The 26,190-nt window shown below is 69.2% G+C and carries 18 protein-coding genes; 6 read left to right on the top strand and 12 right to left on the bottom strand.

Annotated features, from left to right (window positions below):
- Positions 1-185: 185 nt before the first annotated feature.
- On the bottom strand, positions 186-1,313 hold the full coding sequence (locus tag KBX26_RS01275) for a DUF4185 domain-containing protein (RefSeq protein WP_210864479.1): 1,128 nt from the start codon (positions 1,311-1,313) through the stop codon (positions 186-188).
- A 245-nt stretch (positions 1,314-1,558) separates the two neighbouring features.
- Between KBX26_RS01275 and KBX26_RS01280 the strand changes: the two genes are divergently transcribed.
- Together KBX26_RS01280 and KBX26_RS01285 are read left to right on the top strand one after the other, a co-directional pair.
- Entirely contained in the window at positions 1,559-3,001 is a 1,443-nt protein-coding gene (locus KBX26_RS01280; RefSeq protein ID WP_210864480.1) for a VCBS repeat-containing protein, read from the top strand.
- Positions 3,002-3,020: 19 nt separating this feature from the next.
- A complete protein-coding gene (locus KBX26_RS01285) occupies positions 3,021-5,075 on the top strand; it encodes an N-acetylmuramoyl-L-alanine amidase (protein ID WP_210864481.1) in 2,055 nt (684 codons plus the stop codon).
- Positions 5,076-5,189: 114 nt separating this feature from the next.
- Here KBX26_RS01285 and KBX26_RS01290 read toward each other — a convergent pair whose 3' ends face one another.
- Complete coding sequence (locus KBX26_RS01290; protein ID WP_030330579.1) at positions 5,190-5,393, bottom strand: hypothetical protein; 204 nt, start codon at positions 5,391-5,393, stop codon at positions 5,190-5,192.
- A gap of 264 nt (positions 5,394-5,657) precedes the next feature.
- On the opposite strand from KBX26_RS01290, the gene KBX26_RS01295 reads away from it, so the two are divergent.
- Positions 5,658-6,368 (top strand): DNA alkylation repair protein, encoded by a 711-nt coding sequence (locus KBX26_RS01295; RefSeq protein ID WP_210858003.1) that lies wholly within the window; start codon positions 5,658-5,660, stop codon positions 6,366-6,368.
- A gap of 6 nt (positions 6,369-6,374) precedes the next feature.
- Here the strand turns inward: KBX26_RS01295 and KBX26_RS01300 are convergent, their stop codons facing one another.
- Positions 6,375-7,208, bottom strand: a complete 834-nt coding sequence (locus tag KBX26_RS01300; protein ID WP_374224179.1) for an SAM-dependent methyltransferase — start codon at positions 7,206-7,208, stop codon at positions 6,375-6,377.
- Between the two features lie 264 nt (positions 7,209-7,472).
- On the opposite strand from KBX26_RS01300, the gene KBX26_RS01305 reads away from it, so the two are divergent.
- Positions 7,473-8,408, top strand: a complete 936-nt coding sequence (locus KBX26_RS01305; protein ID WP_210864482.1) for a hypothetical protein — start codon at positions 7,473-7,475, stop codon at positions 8,406-8,408.
- Between the two features lie 174 nt (positions 8,409-8,582).
- Positions 8,583-10,286, top strand: coding sequence for a cellulose binding domain-containing protein (locus tag KBX26_RS01310; protein ID WP_210864483.1), 1,704 nt, complete (start codon positions 8,583-8,585; stop codon positions 10,284-10,286).
- A gap of 76 nt (positions 10,287-10,362) precedes the next feature.
- Here KBX26_RS01310 and KBX26_RS01315 read toward each other — a convergent pair whose 3' ends face one another.
- The 8 genes from KBX26_RS01315 to KBX26_RS01350 form a co-directional block, all read right to left on the bottom strand.
- Positions 10,363-11,355, bottom strand: coding sequence for a LacI family DNA-binding transcriptional regulator (locus KBX26_RS01315; protein ID WP_030330588.1), 993 nt, complete (start codon positions 11,353-11,355; stop codon positions 10,363-10,365).
- 112 nt (positions 11,356-11,467) lie between these two features.
- Positions 11,468-13,195, bottom strand: a complete 1,728-nt coding sequence (locus tag KBX26_RS01320) for an IlvD/Edd family dehydratase (RefSeq protein WP_030330589.1) — start codon at positions 13,193-13,195, stop codon at positions 11,468-11,470.
- Between the two features lie 81 nt (positions 13,196-13,276).
- Entirely contained in the window at positions 13,277-14,161 is an 885-nt protein-coding gene (locus KBX26_RS01325; RefSeq protein WP_030330592.1) for a carbohydrate ABC transporter permease, read from the bottom strand.
- Positions 14,161-15,015: a carbohydrate ABC transporter permease gene (locus KBX26_RS01330; RefSeq protein WP_245233584.1), complete on the bottom strand. Its 855-nt coding sequence runs from the start codon at positions 15,013-15,015 to the stop codon at positions 14,161-14,163. The genes KBX26_RS01325 and KBX26_RS01330 overlap by 1 nt, the downstream gene beginning before the upstream one ends.
- Positions 15,016-15,178: 163 nt before the next feature.
- Entirely contained in the window at positions 15,179-16,519 is a 1,341-nt protein-coding gene (locus KBX26_RS01335) for an ABC transporter substrate-binding protein (protein ID WP_030330595.1), read from the bottom strand.
- A gap of 102 nt (positions 16,520-16,621) precedes the next feature.
- Entirely contained in the window at positions 16,622-18,763 is a 2,142-nt protein-coding gene (locus KBX26_RS01340; RefSeq protein ID WP_307857725.1) for an alpha/beta hydrolase-fold protein, read from the bottom strand.
- Positions 18,764-18,976: 213 nt separating this feature from the next.
- Entirely contained in the window at positions 18,977-19,972 is a 996-nt protein-coding gene (locus tag KBX26_RS01345) for a LacI family DNA-binding transcriptional regulator (RefSeq protein WP_245233586.1), read from the bottom strand.
- 234 nt (positions 19,973-20,206) lie between these two features.
- Positions 20,207-22,579: a glycoside hydrolase family 3 N-terminal domain-containing protein gene (locus KBX26_RS01350; RefSeq protein WP_210864485.1), complete on the bottom strand. Its 2,373-nt coding sequence runs from the start codon at positions 22,577-22,579 to the stop codon at positions 20,207-20,209.
- 379 nt (positions 22,580-22,958) lie between these two features.
- Here KBX26_RS01350 and KBX26_RS01355 point away from each other — a divergent pair, with 379 nt between their 5' ends.
- Positions 22,959-24,482 carry an alpha-N-arabinofuranosidase gene (locus tag KBX26_RS01355; protein ID WP_210864486.1) on the top strand — a complete coding sequence of 508 codons (1,524 nt, stop codon included), beginning with the start codon at positions 22,959-22,961 and terminating at the stop codon, positions 24,480-24,482.
- Between the two features lie 98 nt (positions 24,483-24,580).
- Here KBX26_RS01355 and KBX26_RS01360 read toward each other — a convergent pair whose 3' ends face one another.
- A complete protein-coding gene (locus tag KBX26_RS01360) occupies positions 24,581-26,164 on the bottom strand; it encodes an alpha/beta hydrolase-fold protein (RefSeq protein ID WP_210864487.1) in 1,584 nt (527 codons plus the stop codon).
- Between the last annotated feature and the right edge of the window lie 26 nt (positions 26,165-26,190).

A 26,190-nucleotide genomic window follows, 5' to 3' on the forward strand; every position in this document is an offset into this window, starting at 1 on the left:
GGCCGGCACCTCGTCAGGTGCCCAACGCAGCTCCGCTCCGGGCGGTCCTCAGCAATCTTGGTGCTACCCGTTGAATCACCCGCTCACACCCCGTTCAGTCCCGGGCGGCCCACGGCTGCGCCGGTCAGCTCAGGGGGCCGGAGCAGCCCATCCCTGAGCCTCGACGGCGGTCGGTAAACGGCCCGTCACACAGTGCCGGTGAACTGGCTGACGTGGTAGGCGGTGCTGCGGCCGTCCGGGGTGCGGGTCCATTTCGAGACCATCAGATGCAGGTCGTTGGCGTTCCGGCTCGACCAGGGATGGATGAACCCACCGTAGAGCGCGGGCTCCTGCCAGCTCGTCACCTGAATCTTCTCCGTCGACCAGGCCCGGTCGGGTCCGGCGGCGGTGCGGGTGACCAGGCACCCGTTCTGGCAGTTCAGGTACGACATCACCCAGGTCCCGTCAGCCAGCCGGCGCACCGACGGTTCGCCGAAGCGGCCGGTGAGGATGGCTGTGCAGGGTCTCCCCCAGCCCCAGTTGGTGCCGTTCCAGCCCCAGCCCTCGTACGACTCGGGGTAGAACAGCCGGTCCCACCGGACGCGTCGCAGCATCATCGGGCCGTCCTGCCGCCCGGACCGGACCGAGAAGACGTAGACGTACTCGCCGTCGCGTTGCATGGTCCACATCTGGTACGGGTCCTTGTTGTCCGGGCTGTTCCACCATTTCAGCGGCGTACGGATGAAGTCGTTGCCGTTGTCGGAGTAGGCCAGCCCCGCGTAGCGCGACTTCCAGTGCGGCCCGGCCGGGCCGGCGGAGTTCCAGTTCTCGATGCTCAGGTAGGAGATGAGCTGCCGACCGGTCTCCGGAAAGCTGATGCCGTCGTTGGGGATGACGGTCACCTCGGGAAGACCGTCGATGCCGATGCCGTGGTGGCCGTTGTGCATCAGCTCCGGTGCCCGTCCGTTGCCGGCGACGCGTGCGGCGCTGTCGAAGACGATTCCGCCCGGCGCGCCGGGGTGGACGGCGGAGCGCAACATGACCGGCGAACGCCAGTCGTTCGGCAGGGGCGGGCCCTCGGGCCACGGCGTGTCGAAGGTGTCGCCGAAGAGGTAGCCGATCGACCCGTTCTCCAACACGTACGGGATGCCCAGATCGGTGCCGGCCACCCGCCAGCGGCTGTTGGTGTCCAGGTCCGCGCCGGTCAGCCGCTTCTTCCAGACCGCCGCCTGGGCCGGAGCGGCGCTGGCCAGGATCGCGCCGACGGAACCGACCGCGCTGGCGGCCCCGATCGCGGCGGCGTGGCCGAGCACCGAGCGACGACGTATCCCCATGGCTGCCCCTTCCTGTCGCACTCGTCACGGCCGTGCCGTGTGGATGGACAGCGGTTGCGGGCGAGTAGACCCGCCGACGATCGCCACTGTCAATACCTGCCCGCCCTGAACGATGCATTGAAGGAATTCTTCATAGAAGATTGACAGCCATCATCGCCCTGAAGAAACTCTCAGCATTCGGTTCCCGGTCAGCGGCGGTCTGGTGACGCCACCAGCTGACCATCCCCGACCCGACGAGGAGCAGCGTGAGACGTACTCTCCTGGCCCTGCTGACGGCCCTCGGCGTCGCTGGCACGACGGTCCCGGCCACGCTGGCGCACGCGGACCCGGTCGGCACCCTGGCCTGCCCCTCCATCCCCGCCAACCGCGACCCGGCGGTGACAGTGGTCGTCTATCGGGTCGCCCGGGCCCACAACGCCAACGACAAGGTGATGCTGTCCGCGTTCGAGGCGGGCTGGGTCGAGTCGCACATGAACAACCTGCCGTGTGGCGACAAGTCGTCGCTCGGGGTGTTCCAGCAACGCTGGGACTACGGGTGGGGCACGCCGGAACAGATCATGGACCCGGTCTACGCCAGCACCCAGTACGTCACCCGGGCCATCGTCTGCGACCGGGACAACCCCGGTTACAGTGCCGGCCAGGTCGCCCAGTGCGTCCAACGCTCCGGTTTCCCCGACCGGTACGACCAGGCGGCCACCACCGCCCGCGCCCAGCTCAACGAGGCGGCCCGCACCCACGCCATCGCCGGCGGATCCGCCACCGACGTCACCGGCGACGGCCGGGACGACATCGTCGCCTTCACCCAGAACGCTCTCGCCGACGTCTACGTGGGCACGTCCACCGGCAGTTCCTACACCGGCACCTCGGCGAAGTGGAACGACTTCTTCTCCCTCGGTGGCGAGACCGCCACCACCGGCGACGTCAACGGCGACGGCAGGGACGACATCATCACCTTCGCCCACAGCAACACCGGCGACGTCTACGTCGCGCTCTCCACCGGCACGTCGTTCGGCGCCGGACTGAAGTGGCACGACTGGTTCGCGCCCGGCGCGGAGATCGGCGCGGTCGGCGACGTCAACGGCGACGGACGCGACGACATCGTGGCGTTCACCCACAACCCCGCCGGCGACGTGTACGTCGCGCTCTCCACCGGGACCGGCTTCGGCGCCGGCATCAAGTGGCACGAGTTCTTCAGCCCGTTCGGCGAGTTCCCCGCGCTCGGTGACGTCAACGGCGACGGCAGGGACGACATCATCACCTTCACCCAGGGCCCGGCCACCGCCAGCGATGTCATCGTCGCGCTGTCGAACGGCAGCTCCTTCGGCGCCGGGCAGAAGTGGCACGACCTGTTCGCCGTCGGCGCCGAACAACCCCGCGTCGGTGACATCAACGGCGACGGCAGGGACGACATCGTCACCTTCACCTGCGATCCCAACGCCGACGTGTACGCCGCGACCTCCACCGGCACCAGCTTCTCCGGGACCACAGTGAAGTGGCACGACTTCTTCTGCCTGGCCGGCGAGTTCCCGTACCTGGCTGACGCCAACGGGGATGGCCGCGACGACCTCGTCGTCTTCACCAAGGGCGGCACCAACGACGTCCACGTCGCGCTCTCCACCGGCACCGGCTTCCTCGGCGCCACCAAATGGCACGACTTCTTCGGCCTCAACGGTGAGACGACGCTGTGATCAACGGAGTGGAGACCTCATGCGACTGACCAGGCGCACGTGCGCCCTCCTCCTGACGGCGGCACTGGCCGGTCAGGTCGCGGCCGCGCCGGCCGACGCGGCCGGACCCGCGGCCCCTGGCTCGCTCACCGCTGACTTCGCCCGGGCCGCCGTCGAGTTCGACGTGCCCCGGGACCTACTGGTCGCTGTCGCCTACGGGGAGTCCCGCCTGGACGGGCACGGCGGTCTGCCCAGCCAGGCCAACGGGTACGGGGTCATGCACCTGGTCAGCAACCCCACCCAGCACAGCCTGGAGCGGGCGGCCACGCTGACTGGCGAACCGGTCGACCGCCTGCGCTCGGTCACCTCCGCCAACGTCCGCGGCGGTGCGGCGGTGCTCCGCGACCTGGCCGACGCCGAGGGGTTGACCAGCGCAGCACGCGACCGGATCTCCGCCTGGTACCCGGTGGTGGCGCGGTACAGCGCCGCCGTCGACGCGTCGACCGCCCGGCTCTACGCCGACCATGTCTACGACCTGCTGCGTACCGGTATCGCCGCCGGCCCGGTACCTGTCGCGGCGCACCCACTGCGACCCGACCTCGGCCGATACGCGGGCGTCGCCCCCGCGGGCACCGCCGGGGCGAACGTCGCGGCGGCGCTCCCGGAGTACGCGCCCGCCCGCTGGGTGCCCGCCTACGCCGGCAACTACCAGGTCGGTCGGTCGGCACGAATCACCACTGTGGTGGTGCACGTGACGCAGGGGTCCTACGCCGGCACGGTGAGCTGGTTCCAGAACCCGTCGGCGGGGGTGAGCGCGCACTACGTGGTGAAATCGAGCAACGGCGAGATCACCCAGATGGTGCGCGAGGGCGACACCGCGTACCACGCACGCTCGGCCAATCCGTACGCGGTGGGCATCGAGCACGAGGGGTTCGTGGACAACCCGGCCTGGTTCACCGACGCCATGTACCGGTCGTCCGCCGCGCTGACCCGCTACCTCTGTGACAGGTACGGGCTGCCGAAGACCCGCGCGGCGATCAGGGGCCACAACGAGATGCCCGGCAACGATCACACCGACCCCGGTCCGAACTGGAACTGGAACTACTACATCTCCCTGGTCAACGCCGGCGGCTCGGGCGGCCGGTACCTGGCGGGGTCACCGACGGACTTCACCGGCGACGGCCGTGACGACATCGTCGCGTTCACCCGTGGCTCGCTCAACGACGTGTACGTGTCGGTGTCCACCGGCTCCTCGTTCGCCGGGACGTCGGTGAAGTGGAACGACTTCTTCGGGCTGAACGACGAGACGCTGCTGTCGGGCGATTTCAACGGCGACGGCCGCGACGACATCGTGGCGTTCACCCACGGCTCGCTCGCCGACGTGTACGTGGCGCTGTCGACCGGGTCGTCGTTCGCCGGCGCCACGAAGTGGCATGACTGGTTCGCGCCGAACTCCGAGGTCGCCGCGGTGGGGGACGTCAACGGTGATGGGCGCGACGACATCGTCGCCTTCACCCATGACGCCGCCGGGGACGTGTACGTCGCACTGTCCACCGGTTCGTCGTTCGTCGGGACAGCGCTCAAGTGGCACGAGTACTTCTCGATCGCCGGTGAGTACCCGGCCCTCGGTGACGTCAACGGCGACGGCCGCGACGACATCATCACCTTCACCCAGGGCCCGGTATCGGCATCGGACGTCATCGTCGCCCTGTCCACGGGAGCCTCGTTCGGGGCGGCACAGACCTGGCACGATTTGTTCGCCGTCGGGACGGAACAACCCCGCGTCGGGGACATCAACGGCGACGGCCGCGACGACATCGTCACGTTCACCTGCAACGCCGATGCCGACGTCTACGCCGCCGTCTCCACCGGCACCTCGTTCGTCGGCACCACAGTCAAGTGGAACGACCTCTTCTGCCTGCCCGGGGAGTTCCCCTACCTGGGTGACTACAACGGCGACGGCAAGGACGACATCGTCGCCTTCACCAAGGGCAGCTTCAACGACGTCCACGTCGGCCTGTCCACCGGCACCAGCTTCCTCGGCGCCACCAAATGGCACGACTTCTTCGGCCTGCCCAACGAGACCACCCTCTGACCCCAGGGAGACCGCACATGTTCGACGTTCCCCCGTCCGCGTCGATCAGCCAGCGCCGGCTGATCGGTGGTCACCTCCAGGACAAGAACCCCCACCGCGCCCGCTTCCACGTCGCTACCGGTCGACGCGTCTCATGCTGCGATACACCACGGTGATGATCAGGAAGAGCGTGCCGACGAGCACGAGGGTGATCACGGCGTTGACCGCCACGGGCAGGTCCTGAACGAGGTACTGCTTGACGTAGTTGCTGCCAAGGATGACGAGGACATAGATCCACCAGGGCGCCCACTTGCCGTTCTGCTGCTCTTCCCCACTCACGGATGACCTCTTTCGACCTTGGTGCCAGGACCCCCGCCGACCGCGCGACGACGCTGCATTCACTCTGGCCCCGAATGTCGGCCGTGCCATCGACACGGGGAACGAGAACGGCCTCATCAGTTGGTGCTACGACCCAAACCGGACGCCGTAGTGGCGCGAGGTGCCGGTGGGCACTTCTTCCGCCACGACCTGTTCGTCCAGGACCTCAACGGAATGCTCCGACGCCTACGCCGCGCGGGGTGACCCCCGGTAGCGTTGACGGTCATGGTCACCAGCGTCGACGTACGCCGGGCACTCGCCAGCCTCGCCGACCCACGTCGAGCCGAGGCGTCGAGCCGGTTCCTGCAGATGGTCGCCGGTGGGTACGGCGAGGGTGACCGGGCCATCGGGGTCTCCGTGCCGGAGCAGCGCAAGGTCGCCGCGCGCTACTGGCGCGACCTCGCGCTGGCCGAGACGACACGGCTGCTCAGCGGTGACGTGCACGAGGAGCGGCTGACCGCGCTCTTCATCCTGGTCCGCAAGTTCAGCACTGGCGACGAGCGGGAACGCGGCCAGATCTTCGACACCGTCCTGGCCAACACCCGCCACATCAACAACTGGGACCTGGTGGACTCGTCAGCGCCGTACATCGTCGGGCCCTGGTTGATCGACAGGGACCGGAGCGTTCTGGACCGGTTGGCCGGGTCGAGCCTGGTGTGGGACCGCCGCATCGCCATCATGGCGACGTTCGCCTTCATCAAGGTCGGTGACTTCGAGTGGACCTTCCGACTCGGGGACCGGCTCCTGCACGACCCGCACGACCTCGTCCGCAAGGCGGTGGGCTGGATGCTGCGCGAGGTGGGCAACCGGGACAGAGCGGCGGAGGAGGAGTTCCTCGCCCGCCGCTACCAGGTGATGCCACGGGTCATGCTGCGGTACGCGATCGAGAAGTTCGAACCGCGGCGTCGTCGCGAGTACCTGTCCGGCGCCGTCTAGACAGCGTCAGCGCTTGCGGCCCACCCCGCCGAAGGCGTCGATGTCGACAGGCGTGTCGACCGCGTCGTCGGGTCGCCACTGCGGGCACGGCACGACGCCGGGCTCGACCAGCTCCAGCCCGTCGAAGAAGCCGGCGATCTGGTCCGGCGAGCGCAGCGTGTACGGAGTCGCCCCGCTGTCGTTGTAGTCGTCCTGCGCCTGCTGCATCTCGGCGCTGATCAGGCTCGTGCCGTCGTTGAGTGAGAGGTAGCTGCCGCTCGGCAGCGCCGCCACCAGCTGCCGGGTGATCGAGCGGGCCGTCTCGTAGTCGGGCACGTGGCCCATCACCCCACTGAGGATGAGGCCGATCGGCTGTGCGAAGTCGAGCGTCTTGCCGGCCTCGGCGATCACCGCGGCCGGGTCGTGCAGGTCGCCGTCGATGTAGGCGGTCCGGCCCTCGGCGGTGCCCACCAGCAGAGCACGGGCGTGCACCAGCACCAGCGGGTCGCTGTCGACGTAGACGATCCGCGCCTCCGGTGCGATCCGTTGGGCCACCTCGTGGGTGTTGTTGGCGGTCGGCAGGCCGGTGCCGACGTCGAGGAACTGGCGGATGCCCGCATCGGCGGCGAGGAACATGATCGAGCGGACCAGGAACTGCCGGGAGGCCCGGGCCACGTCGACGACGCCGGGGAAGACCTGCCGGTACTGGTCCCCGGCCTCGCGGTCGACAGCGAAATTGTCCTTGCCACCGAGCCAGTAGTTCCAGATCCGCGCCGAATGCGGCACCGACGTGTCGATCTTCTGCGGACTGCCAGCCGCACCGGCTTCGGGCCGGCCGCTCGTCGACGATTCCATGGTCACGACGAAACCCCCATATGTATGCGTACGCGACGGTGTCCCCGGGACGGCCCACGTGGAGGAAGTGACCGCCCGTGACCGTGCCACGGTATAGAAGGTCGGACATCCGCACCACACCGGTCGCTCCACAGCAGACCCTGCGGCGCGACCCGCTCACGCTGAGCGGACGGCGCACACCGTCCAGCTGAGCACCGTCCCTCCCGGGAGGGAGGGCGGTCCCCTGCCAGCGGGGTTCGCCCGCCACCGGACGCCGCAAGGATCGGGTGCATGGCGGCATCGACACCAATCAGCGGTCGGGGCGTCCACGGTCTGACGTACGCAGTGCTCGGCTGGGCCGTGGCATACGGGGGCGTACGTCTGGCCTGGACGGTCGGCGAGGCTCCGGAGTTCGGACGGCTGGGGCTGGACCTGCTCGGTTTCACCGGCTGGTGGTCGGTGCTGTTGTGCGCGGCGGCGGGCGGGCTGGCGGTTGCCCTGGAGTGGGTGCCGACCTGGCGGCCCGCGCTCGCGGGGCTCGCCTGGACGGTCGCCGGGTCGCTCGTCGCGGCGGCCGCGATCCTCCTGCCGGAGCTGGTGGGCTTCCTGCTGTTCACCGTCGGCCCGTACTTCGATCCGACGGCGTTCGCCAGCCGGCTCGGCTGTGTCACCGGAGCGGTCCTGCTCGCTCTGTCCACCGCGCGCTACCAGCAGCGCACCCGGGGCGACTGCCCGGACTGCTGCCGGACCGTCCGGCCGGGTGCGCGGCGCTCGACGTCCGCGCGGTGGGCGCGCTGGGCCGCGTACGCCGCGGTGGGTGGTCTCGTGACCCGGTTCGCGGCCCAGTTCTTGGTGGGATTCGACAGCGTCGACCAGGACGCCTCACTGCTCGGGCTGGAGATCGGGCTGGTGCTGGCGGGAGTGCTGCTGCCGCTGGCGCTGGTGCACCACTGGGGTGAGGTCTGGCCCGGTTGGGTACCGCTGGTGGCGGGCCGCGTGATTCCTCGACCGCTGCTGCTGGTGCCCGGCTTCGGGCTCGGCGCGGGCATCGTGGCCTATTTCGGGATGGGGATGGCGCAGGTGATCTCGGGCTCGCCCAGCGAGTTCTCGGACGCGTTCCTGTGGGTGGCGATCTCGGCTTACCTCGTCATGGGGTTGGGTCTGGTCGTCGCGTCCACCGACTACCACCTGCGCACACGTGGGCAGTGCAGGACCTGCGGCCGGTGACGGCACCCGCAGGCCCCGGCTCAGATGCATTGACAGGAATCGTTATACGAATAAACTCCCTGGGATCAGCACCTGGGAGCGCTCCCAACCCTCCACCGTTCGACCGTCGCTGAATCTCACCGCAGACGAGCCCTCCCGAGGCGTGGATACCACCACCATTTCCGGAGGAGACTCATGAGAAGAAGACGAGTGACACACACCGCCCTGGTGTCGACCGGCGCCGTCCTGCTGGCCTCGGCAGCGGTCGCCGTGGCGGTGCCGGCGGGTGCCGCGGCCGCCGGCTGTTCGGTGAACTACAGCGTGTCGTCGCAGTGGCAGGGCGGATTCGGCGCGAACGTCACCATCACCAATCTCGGTGACGCGCTGACGGGTTGGACACTGACCTGGCGCTACGACGCCGGACAGACGGTCACGCAGGCGTGGAACGCGACGGTGACCCAGAGCGGCGCCGCCGTCACCGCGAAGAATGTCGACTACAACGGTGCCCTGCCGACCAACGGGACGGTCTCGTTCGGTTTCAACGGCTCATGGACCGGCAGCAACCCCGATCCGAGCACCTTCGCGGTGAACGGGGTGGCCTGCACCGGCGCCACGACGCCGACCACGCCCCCGCCGACGGACCCGCCGCCCACCACTCCACCCCCGAACGGGCCGGCCGACATCACGGTGAACAGCGCGACCCGGTACCAGACCGTCGACGGCTTCGGGGCCGCGCAGTCCATCTGGGGCAGCGCCTGGTCGACAACCGACACCCAGACACTGGTCGGGATGGGCGCCAACCAGTTGGGGTTGTCCATCGTGCGCACCGGCCTGTCACCGGTGTCCAGCGAGTGGGCCACGCACGTGAACTCGTTGAAGACGGCGAAGTCGTACGGGTCCAACGTGAAGATCCTCGCCTCGCCGTGGACCGCCCCGGCGGCGTGGAAGACGAACAACAGTCGGGTCAACGGCGGCAAGCTGAAGACCGACTACTACGACGACTACGCCAACCACCTGAACAGCTACGTGCAGTACATGCGCGGCCAGGGCGTGACCGTCGACGTCACGTCGGTGCAGAACGAGCCCGACTGGCACCCGGACTACGACTCGATGGACTGGAGCGGCACCGAGCTACGCACCTTCGTCCGCGACCAGGGCGCGAGGGTGCAGAACACCAGGCTGATGGTCGCCGAAGCGGTGAACATGAACTACGCCTTCACCGACCCGACCCTCAACGACGCGACAGCCCGCAACAACATCGGCTACATCGGCGGGCACCTGTACGGCACCGAGGAGTCGGGCCGACTGCGGCCGTACTCCCTGGCGGAGCAGCACAACAAGCCGGTGTGGATGACCGAGTGGAACCTGCACGCCGCCGACGGGGGCGGCTCCAACATCTGGGGCAACCCCGCCAACACGGCGGTCTGGAACGAGACGCTCGACGACATCATGCGCACCGTGCACAAGTCGATGGAGGCCAACTGGAACGCCTACATCTGGTGGTACGGCAAGCGCTACTACTCCTTCATCGGTGACGGCGAGTCGGCGTACGGCACCGTCGCGGGCGCCCCCCTCAAGCGCGGGTACGCCTTCTCCCAGTACGCCAAGTACGTGCGTCCCGGCTACCAGCGGGTCGCCCTGACCAAGAGCACGAAGGCCTCGCCACTGGAGGTGACCGCCTACCAGGGCGACGGGAAGATCACCCTGGTGATCCTGAACCGCTCGAACAGCGCGGTCAACAACGCCGTGATCCAGGCACCGCAGAACGTCACCCGGGCCGAGCACTACCTCACCTCGCAGAACGCCAACGCGGCCAGCCAACCGACCACCGTCAACGGCGGTCAGGCCACCATCAACGTCGGCGCGCGCAGCATCTCCACTGTGGTGTTCACCCTCTGAGCACCTGGACCATCGTCGTCGCCGGGGGCCCCGGTCATCCGCCGGGGCTCCCGCCCGATCGCGTAGCCCACCCAGGTCAGCCGCCGGCCCCGGCCGGCGGCGCCGTGCTCTGCCGCACCACGAGCTTGGGGACGACCAGCGGTAGGCGCTGCGGCACCGTGTCGTCGATGGCCTGGGTGACAGCGGTGATAGCCCGACGACCGACAGCGTCGAAATCCTGCTGGACCGTCGTCAACGGCGGGATGAGGTAGGGCGCCTCGGGGACGTCGTCGAATCCGACGACGGAGATGTCGTGCGGCACCCGCCGGCCGCGCTCGTGCAACGCACGCAGCACGCCGATGGCCATCTGGTCGTTGGCGGCGAACACCGCGGTGGTCGCGCGCATCGCACCGATCCGCAGCCCGGCGACGTAGCCGCTGTGCGCCCGCCAGTCGCCCTCGACCGGCTCCGGCGGGCGCAGGCCCGCCGCGCTCATCGCCTGACGCCAACCCGTGAGGCGGGCGCGGGCCTCGGCCCAGTTGAGCGGGCCACTCACGTGCACGATCTCCCGGTGCCCGAGGTCGAGGAGGTGCTCGGTGGCCATCCGGGCACCGAGCACCTGGTCGACACCGACCGTCACGCTGGCCCGGGACAGGTCGCCCTCCACCACGACGAAGGGGACACTCGAGCGCGTCATCCGCACCACCTCGAGAGCCTCGTCGTTGCCGGCGATCATCACGACGCCCTCCACGCCGACGCGCATGAGGTGTTCGGTGGCGTCGCTGAGCGCCCGTACCGTCACCTCGGAAAGGCTCACCGAGGTGGCGAAGTAGCCGGCCGCGCGGGCGGCGTCCTCGACGCTGCGGTGGATGCTCGTCGGGCCGAACAGCGTCCGGGCCGTGCCGATGATGCCGATCATCCCGGACCGCCCGCGCACCAACGCACGGGCGGCCGTGTTGGGGCGGTAGTCGAGCCGACGGATGGCCTCCAGGACCCGTTCCCGCGTCTCGCGCCTGATGCTGGGTGCCCCGTTGATGACCCGGGAAACCGTCTGGTGTGACACGCCCGCCAGGCGAGCGACGTCGGCCATGACCGGTGGCCGGTCGGCCCCTGTCACAGCGGCCTTTGCGTGAACTCGCACTGGCGGGCCGTCCGTTCTTCCATGGGATCAGTTCCTCGTGGACCTCGTCCGTCCGTGGTCGTCAGTGTGAGTGACGGGGCACCGCGCTGCCGCTGCCACCGACGAGAAAGTCGAGGTCGGCGCCGCTGTCGGCCTGCAGGACGTGCTCGCTGTACAGCCGTACCCAACCCCGGTCGGCCACCGGCTGCGGAGGCTGCCAGGCGGCGCGGCGCTGGGCCAGTTCCCCGTCGTCGACCAGGAGATCCAGCCGGCGCGTCGGGACATCGACGGAGATCAGGTCACCGGTACGGACCAGCGCGAGCGGGCCACCCACTGACGCCTCCGGTGCCACGTGCAGGATGCAGGTGCCGTAGCCGGTGCCGCTCATCCGGGCGTCGGAGATCCGCACCATGTCCGTGATGCCGTCGGCGAGCAGTCGTCGTGGCATGGGCACGTTGCCCACCTCCGGGAAGCCGGGGTAACCCCGTGGGCCGGCGTTGCGGACGACGATCACCGTGTCGGGGGTGACGTCGAGGTCCGGGTCGTCGGCGGCGGCGACGTACTCCTCGATCCGGTCGAAGACCAGCGCCGGGCCGGTGTGCGTGAGGAGGTTCGCGGAGGCGGCGGAGACCTTCAACACCGCACCGGACGGCGCGAGCGACCCGCGCAGCACCACGGTGCCCGAGCCGGCGGGCTGGAACGGCTCCTCCAGGGTGCCGATGACGTCCCGGTTCCAGCACTGGGCGCCGTCGACGTTCTCCGCCACGCTCCTGCCGCTGACGGTGACGTGATCCATGTGCAGCAGCGGGGCCAACTCCTTCATCACCACCGGCAGGCCGCCCGCGTAGGCGAAGTCCTCCATCAGGTACGCCCCCGACGGCATCAGGTTGACGAGCATCGGCACGTCGGCGGTGAGTGTGTCGAAGTCCGCCAACGACAGCGGGACGCCGAGGCGTCCGGCGATCGCGAGCAGGTGGACGACCGCGTTGGTGGAGCCGCCGATCGCGGCGTTGACCCGTACCGCGTTCTCGAATGCCTGCCTGGTGAGCACGGAGGACAGCCGTTGGTCCTGTTCGACCATGGCGACGATCCGGCGTCCGGCAGCGTGCGCGAGCGCGTACCGCCGCGAGTCGACCGCCGGCACGGCGGCCGCCCCCGGCAGTTGCACGCCCAGCGCCTCTGTCACGCAGGCCATCGTGGAGGCGGTACCCATGGTCATACAGTGCCCCCGGCTGCGGGACATGCCGACCTCCGCCTCGGAGCAGTCGGCAGCGGTCATCCGGCCGGCCCGCATCTCCTCGGTGAAGCGCCACACGACGGTGCCCGAGCCGATGTCCTGACCCCGGAACTTGCCGTTGAGCATCGGGCCGCCGGTCAGCATCAGGGTCGGCAGGTCGACGCTCGCCGCTCCCATCAGCAGACCGGGGGTGGTCTTGTCACAGCCGGAGAGCAGGACCACCCCGTCGAGCGGGTTGGCGCGGACCGACTCCTCCAACTCCATCGCCAGCAGGTTGCGGTAGAGCATGGTCGTGGGTCGCATGAGCGGCTCGCCCAGGCTCATCGCCGGAAACTCCAGCGGCAGGCCGCCGCTCTCCCACACCCCCCGCTTCACCGATTCGGCCAGGTCGCGCAGGTGGGCGTTGCAGGGCGTCAGCTCCGACCAGGTGGTGGCGATGCCGATCACCGGGCGACCGTCGAACACGTCGTCCGCGAAACCCTGATTGCGCATCCAGGACCGGTGGATGAACCCGTTGCGGCCCTCCGCACCGAACCACTCCCCGCTGCGCAGCGGTCGATTCGTCGTCGACATCAGCACACCTCTCTGTCATCCGTCCGGCCGCGTCCAGTGCGGCGATCCATGCGCGTGTGGTGCGTTGGCTGGTGGCGTGGCCTACCGGAGGCCTCCGACGGACAGGCCGCCGCGCCAGTGTCGTTGGAGGCTGAAGAACGCGATGATCAGTGGGATCACCGACACCAGGGAGCCCAGGATGATGAGGCTCCACAGCGAGGTGGTTCCCGCGTTGTTCGCCGACGCGATTCCCTGCCAGAGGCCGAGGCCCACGGTGACCGGGAAGAGCCGGTTGTCGGAGAGCATGGCCAGGGGCAGGAAGTAGTTGTTCCAGGACGCCACCGCCGACAGCAGCAGCACGGTGACCACCGCGGGACGCATCAGTGGAAGGGCGATCTGGAAGAACGTCCGCAGCTCCCCCGCACCGTCGACCCGCGCCGCGTCCAGGAGCTCGTCGGGAACCGCGTCGCGCGCGTACACGTGCATCAGGTAGACACCGAACGGGTTGAGCAGCGACGGGAGGATCACCGCCCAGACCGTGTTCGTCAGGCCGAGCCGGGAGAACATGATGAAGGTCGGGATGACCAGGGCGGTGGCGGGCACCATCAGCGCGCCGAGCACGACGGCGAAGCTGAAGCGTCGGGCCGCGAACCGGTACTTGGCGAACCCGTAGCCGGCCATGACCGCGAGGACCGTGGCGCCGACTCCGCCGGCGATGGCGTACAGGGTGGAGTTGAGGATCCACCGCAGGTAGATGCCGCCGTCGTAGGTGAAGAGCTGCCTGAGGTTGCCGAGGTAGTCGATCTGGTCGGTGAACCAGAGGGTGTTGCCGCCGCCGAACAGGCCGGGCGCGTCCTTGGAGCTGTTGACGATGACCCACCAGAACGGTACGAGGAAGTAGATCACCAGGAAGCCGAGCAGGATCTGCATCGGGAGATAGCGCTGCGGTCGGCGGGCGCCGGCGCGGAGGCTGCTGTGGTCGGTCATCAGAGGAAGCTCCTCCGCTTGCGGGTGAAGAACAGGAAGGCGTACACGCAGATGAACACGATCCCGCCGAGGGCGAAGGAGATCGCGGACCCGTAGTTGAAGTTGGCGAGCGAGAACGCCTGCTGGTACGCGTACATGTTCGGGGTGAAGTCCGAGCCGATCGTGCCCGCGGCGAGGTAACGCAGGATCTGCGGTTCGTTGAAGAACTGCAGGGTGCCGATGAGCGAGAAGACCAGGATCAGGATCAGCGCCGGCGCGATCAGCGGGATCTTGATCCGCGTCGCGATCTGCCACCGTCCGGCGCCGTCCATCCGGGCCGCCTCGTAGAGCGTCGGATCGACGCCCTGCAGGGCCGCGTACAGGATGATCATGTAGTAGCCGGCCCACTGCCAGGTGACGACGTTGAGCAGCCCGTAGAAGATCAGGTCGCTGCCGAGGAAGTCGGGAGCGGTGGCGCCGAAGAGCCCGAAGATGTCGGTGAGCGGGCCGAAGCCCCGGCTGTAGAGGAAGCCCCACATCACCGCGCCAATGACCGTCGGGATGGCGTACGGAAGAAAGATCATGAGGCGGGAGAAGCGGGCGAACAGAGTGGTCACCGAGTCCAGGATGAGCGCCATCGCGAGCGCGATGATGATCTGCACCGGGATCGAGACGAGCGAGAAGCGGATGACGAACCACGCCCCGGACAGGAAGCTCGGGTCGGTGAACGCCTTCACGTAGTTGTCGAAGAGGACGAAGCTGGTGCCGCCGATCAGCTTCTTCTGAAAGAGGCTGAGATACAGCGCGTACGCCAGCGGCGCGATGAGGAACGCCAGGAACACGACCCCGAACGGCCCGACGAAGAGCCATCCCATCAGGTGCTCGCGAAGGTGTACCTTGCCACGGATCGTGCGCGTCTCAGGCTGTGTACGCGCTGCGCGCTTCTCGGTCAGGGATGTCATTGCGGTCTCCGGGACGTGGACGCTGAGGGGGGAGGGTGGGCCGGCCGAGCGGTGCCGGCGCGGCCCACCCAGCTGGTCACTGAACGGTGAAGCCTTGTTCCTTGGCGTACTTCGCCACGTCCTCCTGGAGCCGGTCGGCTGCCTGCGATCCGGTGATGGACCCCTTGATGACCTCGCTGACCTGCTTTTCCATCGCGTCGAGGTAGTACTGGCCGAAGGGGGCGTACTGGACGCCCTGGTAGGCGTCGGCGGCCGGGACGTAGACCTCCTTGTTCGCCTGCTGGCCGCCGAAGAACGCCACCTTCAGGTCGACGAAGGCGGGATCCTTGAGCGCCGTGAGGTTCAGCGGGAAGATGATCTGGTTGGTCCAGCCGTCGGTGAGCGACTCCTTGTCGGCGTAGAGCCCGTAGGCGACCTTCGCGGCCAGCTCCGGCTTCTTCGCCTGCTTGGTCACCGAGAACGCCGACCCGCCCCAGTTCACCTGCACCGGGTTGGCCGGGTCCCACTGCGGCAGCGGCGCCACCGCGAACTTGCCGGTGTCCTGGCCCTTGCCGACGCCCGCGCCGGTGAGATAGCCGGGTGCCCACGCCGCCGAGATGTACGTCGCGTAGTTGCCGTTGATCACGCCGGTGATGTACTCCGGGGTGAACTGGTTCTGCGTGCCGACCAGGCCCTTCTTGGCCAGGCCACCCCAGTAGTCCAGCACGTCCTTGGACGCCTGGTCGTTGAGCTTCACACCGATCGCCTTCGGCTGCGCCGGATCGAAGGTGAAGGGCGTGGCGCCCTTCTGGATCTGGAGCGCCATCAGGACCGCCGGCACGTTGGCGCCGAAGTCCCCGAAGAGCGGACCACCGGCGTCCTTGACCTTCTGCGCGGCCTGCTCGTACTCGGCCCAGGTCTTCGGCGGCGTGATCTTGTACTTGTCGAAGATGTCCTTGCGGTAGATCATGCCCATCGGGCCGCCGTCGACCGGGACGCCGTAGACCGCGTCACCGACCGACACGTCCTTCCAGGCACCCTCGCTGTAGTTGGCCTTGACCGCGTCGTAGCCGTACTTCTTGATGTCGACGAGCGCGCCCTGGATCTGGAAGGTCGGGATGCGGTCCGCCTCGACCATGATCACGTCGGGCGCCCCGGTGCCCGCCGAGATGGCCGTCTGGAACTTGTCGTACTCGTCCCCGCCCTGCCCGACGTTGGTCCAGCAGACCTGCACCTCGTTGTTCAGCTTGTTGAAGTTGTCGACGACGAGTTGGGTGTTGGGGTACCAACCCCACATCGTCACGACCGGCAGGTCCTTCTTGGTGATGGTGTTGGTGCAATTGCTCGCGTCGCTGCCGCCCTCGTCGGAGGAGCAGGCCGCGAGGCCGGTCCCGACCGCGAGCATGGCAACCGTGGCGAGTATCCGTCTTCTCTTCATTGAGGTGGTTCCCTTCGGGTGGCGGTGCGGGGGGCGGCCGTGCCGTGGCGGGCGCCACCGGGGCAGGAAACCTGCTCCCGGTGGCGTCGCCTGGAACGGCTCCTAGCGCTTGAACAGACGCGGCGCCAGGTCGATGAGGTTCTTCTGCCACACGTCCCAGCCGTGCGGCCCGGGGGTGACCCCGTCGAACTCGTAGCGGATACCGAGGTTGTCCATCGTGGTCAGCGAGGCCATGAAGCTCGGGTAGACGAAGTCGGTCTGGTCACCGACGTACAGGCGCAGCATCTTGGTGCCGTTGTTGATCGCCGCCGCGTCGACGCCGGTGCTGCTGCCGAACCCGGCCGAGAAGGCCGCCACGTAGGCGAACTCACCCGGGTAGGCCTTCAGCACCCCGAACGCCTGCCCGCCGCCCATCGACAGGCCGGCGAGGGCCTGCTGGGACGGGTCGCTGGAGATGTGGTAGCGGGCACGGGCCGTCGGAACGATGTTCTCCCGCAACTCCCTGTTGAAGTTCGAGGAGTTGCCGTTGCCCATCACGACCACCATCGGCGTGAGATCACCGTCGAGGAACTGGTGGTCGAGGATCTGCTTGGCCCGGCCCATCTCGACCCAGTCGGTGTAGTTCTGGCCGCCACCGTGCTGCAGGTAGAGGACGGGGTACGGCTGCTCCCGGCCGGGGTCGTACCCGGGTGGGGTCCACACCAGCGCGGTGCGGTCCTGACCGGCCACGGTGCTGGAGTAGGTCATGCTCTCGACAGTTCCGCCCTGACCGGCGGGCACGTCCGACAGCAGTCGAGCGCCGGGCCCGGGGATGAAGAAGGTGCTCCACGTCGGTTCGGTGGTCACCTTCGTCGGGTTGGAGGTGTCCTTGACCGCGACCCGGTCCACGATCAGCCGGTAGTAGTAGAACCAGGGCTTCAGTGGGCCGACTGTCGCCCGCCACCGGTCACCGTCGCGGTGCAGCGGCAGTCGCAGCCAGCTGCCGCCCGGCGCGACGTTCGCCCAGACCGTGACGTGCTGGGCGGCGGTGAACTCGGTGGTCGTCTCGAAGGTGACGAACCCGTCCTCGGTGACAAAGGGCGTCGGGGTGGTGCCGGCCGGAGGTGGCGTGAACTCCCGCTTGAGCGGCTGGTGACCGGGGCTCGGCCCGTGGTCGCGCACGTCGCGGAACAGTCGCGGCAGGAAGTCGACGAGGTTCTCCTGCCAGGTGGTCCAGTTCGCGCCGCCGTCCGGGTTGACCCCGTCGAACTCGAACCGGACGTCGGCGCGGTCCAGCGCCTTCGTCAGGCGGTAGGTGGCGTTGTACGCGGGGTCGGTGACGTTGCCCGTGTACAGGCGCAGCAACCTGGTGCCGCGGTTGATCGCCCTGGCGTCCTTCCGGTCGATCTCCGGAGCCGACCTGCCCGAGAACCAGCCGACGTGACCGAACTGGCCCGGCTTGGTGAGGGCGGCCCGCAACGCCTGCGTGCCACCGTCGGACACACCCGCGATCGCCTGGTGCGCCGGGTCGCGAAGGACCCGGTAGGTGTCGGTGACCGCCTTGCGGAGGTCCTTCAACTCCTTGTGGTTCGAAACGTCGGCGTTGTTCATCACCACGACCATCGGGCTCATCGCGCCCGCGGCCGAGAGGTTGTCGAGGATCTGCTTGGACCGACCGAGATCGAGCCAGTCGGTGGCGGCGACACCGTCACCCGACTGCAGGAAGAGCGCCGGGTAACCCTTCGGACCCTTGGCCGCGTAACCCGGTGGCGTCCAGACCACCGCGGAGCGCTGCGCGTTCCCGGTGCGGTAGGTCAGCGTCTCGATCTTTCCGCCGGTGCCCGCTGGCGCGTCGACGAGCCACCGCGCCGAGTCACCAGCGACGAGGAAGGTGCTCAGCAGCGGGTCGGACGCGACACCGGTGCTGTTCGTCGGGTCCTTGATGGTCAAGGTGTCGTCCGCGGTGAGCTGATAGTTGTACAGCCCGGGCTCCAGCGCGCCGAGAACGCCCGACCAGACGTCACCCCGGCGGGTCAGACCAAACTCCGCCCAGCTGGCGGACGGCCCGAAGTTTCCCTCGACGACGACCTGCGAGACGGTGCCCAGCTTCTCCTGGACGTACGCTGCCGGGACGGTGAACGAGGCGTAGCGGTCCTCGGAGACGTCCAGCCACGGCGTGTCCGCCGCTGCCGGCTGCGGCGCGAGGAGAACCGCCGCGGTGGCGATGACTCCGGCGGTGAACGCCGCCGAGAGCCGTCGACGCACGCCCGGACGGCGTAAGCGCCCATGATACTGTTCGGTAGTCACGCTCCACTCCTTTCATGTGCCGGCAGCGGATGCGACCCGACTGACCGGCTCAACTCAACGGTGGATCTGGCCGTGTGTGCTGCGTGCACCTCCTTCAGGCTGCTGCCACGGGCACAGCCGACCTGATCGCTCTGTCGGGAGCGATCAGGCGTGCGCGCCCATGGGCGGATGTCATGGTCGTGCCGCGCTCGTCGGTGGTGCGGTCGAGCTGCGCACGACGAGGTTGGTCGGGAGCACGATCTGGCGTGGCTCGTCCCACTCGCCGGTCACCAGTGACTTCAGCATCCGGGCGGCTTCGTACCCGAGCTGGTACATCGACTGGTCCACAGTGGTCAGACCCGGCTCCGTCAACGCCGACTCGGGAATGTTGTCGAACCCGACGACGGACAGGTCCCCCGGAACGGAGAACCCCAACTCGCGGGCGACCTCGAGGACCTTGAGGGCCATCCCGTCGCTCGCCGCGAAGATCGCCGATGGCGGGTCCGGTCGTTGCAGCAGAACCCGCGCCAGGGGGGTCGCCGACTCCGGGTTGAAATCCCCTCGACCGATCAGCGACGGATCGACCGGCACGCCGGCGGCGGTCAGCGCGGCCCGGTATCCCTCCTCCCGCGACCAGGCCGAGGCCAGACTGTCGCGCCCGGCGATGAACCCGATGCGCCGGTGGCCCAGCCCGAGCAGGTGCTCGACAGCGGTGGTGGCGCCCGCGAGGTTGTCGGCCATCACCGACGGCGCCGTCGAGCCCCGCACCGGGTCGATGGCCACGACCGGCGTGCGGCTGCGGACCTCACCCCAGGGCGTGACGACGATGCACCCGTCGGTGAGGGTGCCGGACAGCCGGGTGAGGTGCCGCTGCTCCCAGCCCTCCGAATAGGAGCCGTAGAGGTCGCTGTTGGCGTAGATGATCAGATCGAAGCCGGAGCGGCTCAGCGCCTTCATGACGCCCTTGAGCACCTCTGCCGTGTACGACTGGAAGCTGTGCGCGACGAGACCCAGAACGTTGGTGCGGCTGCGCCGAAGGCTGGTGGCCACCAGACTCGACTCGTAGCCGAGTTGGTCGATGGCGGAGCGGACCTGAGCGACGGTGCGAGCGCTGACGCCGTAATGCCCGTTGACGACGCGCGAGACGGTGGCGGTGGAAACGCCGGCGACTCGGGCGACATCACTCATTGTTACCGGCGTATTGGCTTCAATCATGCCCGCTCTCTCTGGACTGCAATCGTTATCGGTTACGTTTCCAGGATGTTGCCAACGTAACGGAGAACGATTACGAACACAAGACCTCTTCGCCCATAGTCGACAGTGCAGAAGAGGCCACTAAGCCCCGTTTTCCGCGCTGCTTCTACTCGTTGACAACGGGACGGCACGCTGCGTCAAGAACCATTCCCGGGACCGGGTGAGCGATCACAGCTGCCGAACTTCTGCCGTCCCGGTAAAGACCTTCGGCGTCGGCTGGCCCGGGTCCGTGGTGATGACAAAGGTGCCGGCGTGAGTGTGGTCGGCAGCCGAGAAACCGACGTACACCTCGATCTGCCCGGCCTCCACCGCGTAGGCCATGCTCCGGTCGTAGAAACCGAGCTGGCCGGTGGGCAGCGCGAACCGCACCGCCACCCGCCCACCGGCAGGCAGCGCGACACGGGCGAAGGCCTTCAGCTCCAGCACCGGCCGGGTGATCGTCGCCTGCGGGTCCCGGACGTAGAGCTGCACGACCTGCTCCCCAGCCCGCTGCCCGGTGTTGGTGACCGTGACCTCGACCTCGACGCTGTCCCCGGCGCGGACCTGCGCGCTCTCCACCACGGCGTCGTCGATCGCGAACGAGGTGTACCCGAGGCCGTGGCCGAAGACGTAGCGCGGGGCGACCGGCGAATCCACGTAGTCGCCGTGCCAGTGCGACCGTCCGCCGGAGACCTTGTGGCCGTAGAAGACGGGGATCTGGCCCACACTACGGGGGTACGAGATGGGCAGCTTCCCGCTCGGGTTCACCTCGCCGAGGAGCACCTCGGCGATCGCCCGCGCCCCGGTCTCCCCCGGCAGCCAGGCCATCAGCACCGCGGCGCACTCCTCGTGCAGGACGTCAGTGCCGACGGGTCGACCCGCGACGAGCACCGCCACGACTGGCGTACCGGTGGCGACGACGGCTCGGACCAGCTCTTCCTGCACGCCCGGCAGGTCCAGACTGGAGCGGTCGCGCGACTCCCCCGTGGTGGTCCCGAGCGTCACCCCCGAGCGGTCCCCCAGGACCAGCACCGCGACGTCGGCTGCCGCGGCCACCGCGACCGCCTCGGCGAACCCCTCCGTCGACGGATCGAGCACGTCGCAGCCCGGGGCGAAGCGCAGCCGCTCGCCGAGCCGCGCCGCGAGTTCGTCGCGCACCGTCGGCACCCCGCCGATGCTCTCGTCGATCTCCAGGTCGTCCGGGATCGTCATCATCTCGCCGAGCAGCCCGCGCCGCTTGCGCGCGGCGATCAACGCCTCGATGTGGGCCACGAACGAGTAGTCACCGAGCAGGTGCCGGGCGTTGTCCGCGTTCGGGCCGATGAGCGCGACGGTTCCGGCCTCGGCGAGCAGCGGCAGGACGCCGTCGTTCTTGAGCAGGACGAGGCTGCGGCGGGCGATCTCCAGCGCCACGTCCCGGTGCCGTTCGGCGTTCACCGTCGTCGTGGCCGCGTCCTCGTCGACGTACGGGTTCTCGAAGAGCCCGAGTTCGACCTTGTGCCGAAGGACCCGCGAGACCGCCTCGTCGAGGTGAGCCTCGCTGACCTCGCCGGCGTCCAGGGCGCGACTGAGAGCGTCCGCGTACGCGTCCGTCGCCGGCAGTTCGACGTCCACGCCCGCGCCGAGACCCACCGCCGCGGCCTGCTGCTTGTCCGGGGCGAAGTGGTGGTACGTGTGCAGGTCGTTGACGGCGAAGTAGTCGGAGACCACGCTGCCCGTGAAGCCCCACTGGCCACGGAGCACGTCGGCGAGGAGTTCCTGGTTGGCGTGGCAGGGGACGCCGTCGAGCTCGTGGTAGCCGGCCATCACCGACTGGAGGCCGCCCTCGCGGACCGCCGCCTCGAACGGGTACAGGTACACCTCGCGCAGCAGCCGCGGCGGCAGGTGCGCCGGCGCCCAGTTCAACCCACCCTCGGACGCCCCGTACCCGACGAAGTGCTTGGCGGTGGCGAGCACACCGTCGGTCAGGTCGGCGCCCTGCAGGCCCCGGACGAACGCCACTCCCATCCGGGACACCAGGTACGGGTCCTCGCCGTAGGTCTCTTCCGTCCGGCCCCACCGTGGGTCGCGCGCCACGTCCAGCACCGGCGAGAGGCCCTGGTGGCTGCCCATGGCGCGCATCTGGGCGCGGACGGCGTCGGCCATCTGCCGGTTGAGCTCGGGCTCCCAGGTGCTCGCGACGCCGATCGCCTGCGGAAAGATGGTCGCCTCGCGGGCCATCACCCCCGAGCAGACCTCCTCGTGCACGATCGCCGGGATCCCCAGCCGGGTCTCGGTCACCAGGAACCGCTGGATGGCGTTGGCGGCCCGGGCCACCTCCGCCGCCTTCAGGCTGGTCGCACCCGCGACGCGGGTCACGTGCCCCAGGCCGTGCGCCAGCACCGACCGGGCCCGCTGCGGTGCGAACCGCCCGCTCTCCAACAGAGTGAACGCCCACGTGCTGCCCAGTTGCGCGAGTTTCTCCTCGCGGGTCATCCGGGCCAACAGATCCGCCACCCGTTCGTCGACGGGCGCGTTCGCGTCGGCGTAGGTCGCCTCGATCGCCGGCTCAACACTGGTCACCCGGTCACCCCAATCACCGCGACAAGCTGGTCTTCCGGCCTCGTCGGTCACCACGCCACCGGCGCCGGGCCGCGCGCTGCGGGCGGCGGGCCGGGTGGCGGCGAGGCGCGGGAGCCGGACGCCCGGCCAGCTGCGCGGCGCAGCCCTCCGTCGGGTGGGCCGTCCACACTTTGATCCAGGCGCCGTGTTCCCTTACGTAAACGTAATCGGTAACGTTTACATCGATCGACAACGTAATCGAGCGCGATCACGTTGTCCAGAGCTCACACCGCCTCCACCACCCCTCGGTCTCGGCGCTCGGGTAGAGATCTCCGCGTCGTACCGCGCACGAAGGGAGCCAGCCCTGAACACCCACCCCGACAGCGCGCCGGAGCACGTCGTGAACACGGCCCGCCTGACCCTCGACCCCCGCCGACGAGTCGCGCCCGTGCCACGCCGGCTCTTCGGCTCGTTCGTCGAGCACCTGGGTCGCTGCGTCTACACCGGAATCTACGAGCCGGGCCACCCGAGGGCCGACGCCGACGGCTTCCGGGGCGACGTCCTCGAACTGGTGCGCGAGTTGGGCGTCACCACGGTGCGCTATCCGGGCGGCAACTTCGTCTCCTCCTACCGCTGGGAGGACGGCGTGGGCCCGGTCGACAAACGACCGACGAGGCTCGACCTCGCCTGGCACAGCCTGGAGACCAACGCGTTCGGGCTGGACGAGTTCATGCGCTGGGTCAGCAAGGCCGACCTGGACCCGATCATGGCGGTCAACCTCGGCACCCGGGGCACCGCCGAGGCCGTCGACCTGCTCGAGTACGCCAATCACCGCGGCGGGAGTCACCTCGCCGACCAGCGCCGCGCCAACGGCGCGACCGACCCGTACGGGATCAAGCTGTGGTGCCTGGGCAACGAGATGGACGGCCCGTGGCAGGTGGGCCAGCGAAGCGCGACCGAGTACGGGCGTCTCGCGGCGCAGACCGCTAAGGCCATGCGCCGCTTCGACCCCGATCTCGAACTCGTCGCCTGCGGCTCCTCACACCTCGGCATGCCGACCTTCGGCAGATGGGAGCGCGACGTGCTGACCGAGGCGTACGACGACGTCGACCTGATCTCGCTGCACGCCTACTACCAGCCGGTCGACGACGACCTGGCCAGCTTCCTCGCCTCGGCCGAGGAGATGGACAGGTACATCGACGCCGTCACCGCCATCGCCGACTCGGTGGGCGCGATCCGCCGGTCGACCAAGAAGATCATGATCGCGTTCGACGAGTGGAACGTGTGGTACCAGTCCGCCGCCCCGTCCACGCCCCCGAGCGGCGAGGACTGGCCGGTAGCGCCGCCGCTGCTGGAGGATCACTACAGCGTGGCCGACGCGGTCGTCGTCGGCGGCCTGCTGATCAGCCTGCTCCGGCACAGTGACCGGGTGACAGCGGCCTGCCAGGCCCAACTTGTCAACGTCATCGCACCGATCATGACCGAGCCGGGCGGCTCGGCCTGGCGGCAGACCATCTTCCACCCCTTCGCCCGCACCGCCCGGCACGCCCAGGGCGCCGTGCTGGACGTGCTGCGCGACGGCAGCACGACGACCACCGGCCGCTACGGCGAGGTCGACGCGGTCGACGCGGTCTCCACCTGGGACGACAGCACCGGGGAGATGAGCGTCTTCCTCGTCAACCGGGCCCTCGACACCCCGGCCGAGGTGACCATCGACGTCGCCGGCGCCCAGGTCACCGACATCATCGAGTGCGTCACCGTCGGCGGCACCGACCTGCACGCCAAGAACACCGCCGACGGTCCGGACCACGCCGCGCCGCGCCCCAACGGCACCGCACGCGGCGCCGACGCCAGCGTCGGGCTGACTCTTCCGCAGGCGTCCTGGACCATGCTGCGGCTGCGCGCCACCGACACCACCGCGTGATCGGCTGACGAACCACCCCGGCCGCGCACATCCTGGCTTCACCAGGGGTGCGCGGCCGGGGCTTCCCCACCACAGGGAGTACGGGGTCGAGCCGGGGACTACCGGGCGTCGACCGGATCGCTGTGCGAATCGTTGAAGAGCTTGTCGCCCTGGTAGCGGGCGACCACCGGCGCGTTCAGCTCACCCCGGACGGTCGTCGTCAACCGGGCGACGCCGTGGCGCACCGGGGCCGACCCGAGGCGCGTGTCACCAGCGAAGAAGTCGACCCGGCCGGCCGGTGCCGACGCGCTGGTGCTGACCGCGTCGACGGTCGCGGTGGCGGTGACCTTCGTCTGCCGCGACCCGCCCGCCGACGACGTGGTGACGTCGAGACCGGTGGTGGTGGCCCGGAAGGCCAGGGTACGCAGGTAGTGGTCCAGCAGCGGGCGCCAGACGTGCCAGGTGTGCACGCCCGGCACGTTGTACTCGTCCAACTCGACGCCGGCCGCCCGTAGCGCGGCGGCGTTGCGCTGGGAGTTCTCGGCGATGTTGCCCAGCCGGTCCTGGAGCCCGGTGCCGATCATGATGCCACCGGTCACCGCCTTCATGCTGTCGACCTGCGCCGGGGTGGCTGCCGGACCGCCCGCACTCCACGCCGCGTGGTAGCCGAACAGGTCGGTGTGGTTGTACATGATGGTGTACGCCCGGCTGCCACCGGCGGAGAAGCCGGCGAAGGCGCGGTCCTGCGCCCGGGTCGAGACGTGGTAGTTCTGCTCGACGAACGGGAAGATGTTGTCGCGCAGCTCGTTGACGTAGCCCTCGTTGCCACCGGGGAGGCCGTTGAAGTCGGTGGAGACGATCACCATCGGCTGCGCCGCCCGGTCCTTGACCGCGTTCTCCAGGATCAGGTGGGCCACGCCCTGCATCGTCCAGGCGGTCGAGTGGTCACCGCTGCCGTGGCTCAGGTAGAGCGTCGGGTACGGCGTGGCCCGGTTCGGGTCGTAGCCGTGCGGCAGGTAGACGACGATGTCGTGCACCCCCGCCGGGTTGGTCGACAGTGGCGAGGGGTACCGCCGGGACTCCAGCCGGCCGACCTTGGCCACCGGCGCCTGGTAACCGGTGTCGTACGTGGGGAACTTCCGGCTGGCCGGGACGTAGATCGTGCTGCGTACCGCGCCGGGCGCTCCCGGGTACTGCGGCTGGATCTGCCAGCGGTTGGCGGGGTCGTCGTGCAGGGCACAGCCGGTGGCGAGCTCGTTGGCGCAGTCGTGGGTGAACGCGTAGCGGAAGGTGCCCGCCGGCAGTGGCGTGGTGAAGGTCCACACTCCGTCGGGACCCTTCCGCATGGCCTGGGTGTGCCACGGGGTGGCCGCGACGTCGCCCGGCTGCCACTCGGTGGGCGGGCGCGCGTCGCCGCAGTCCTGGCAGCCGATGTTCTCCGGTCGGGAGTAGAACCAGTCGCCGTAGATGTGGACCTGCTGGACATCGGCTGGCGCCTGGTACCGGAAGGTGACTGTGTAGCCGGTGGGGGCCTGGTCGGTGCGGGTGACGGTCGGGCCCAGCCGCGCGGGCGGCGCCGGCGGTGCGGCCGAGGCCGCCGGTGCGGCGACCGTGCCGGCCGTGACGGTGATGGCGGCGAGCAGCGCGAGCATCAGCCGGCGCGTCGGTGCCGGCGTCAGGGGACGGGGAGGTGCAACGGGCATGTCCTGCTCCCTCTTCGGCGTGTGGT

The sequence above is a fragment of the Micromonospora sp. C97 genome, assembly GCF_018070385.1.
GTDB classification, from domain to species: Bacteria; Actinomycetota; Actinomycetes; order Mycobacteriales; family Micromonosporaceae; genus Micromonospora; species Micromonospora parva.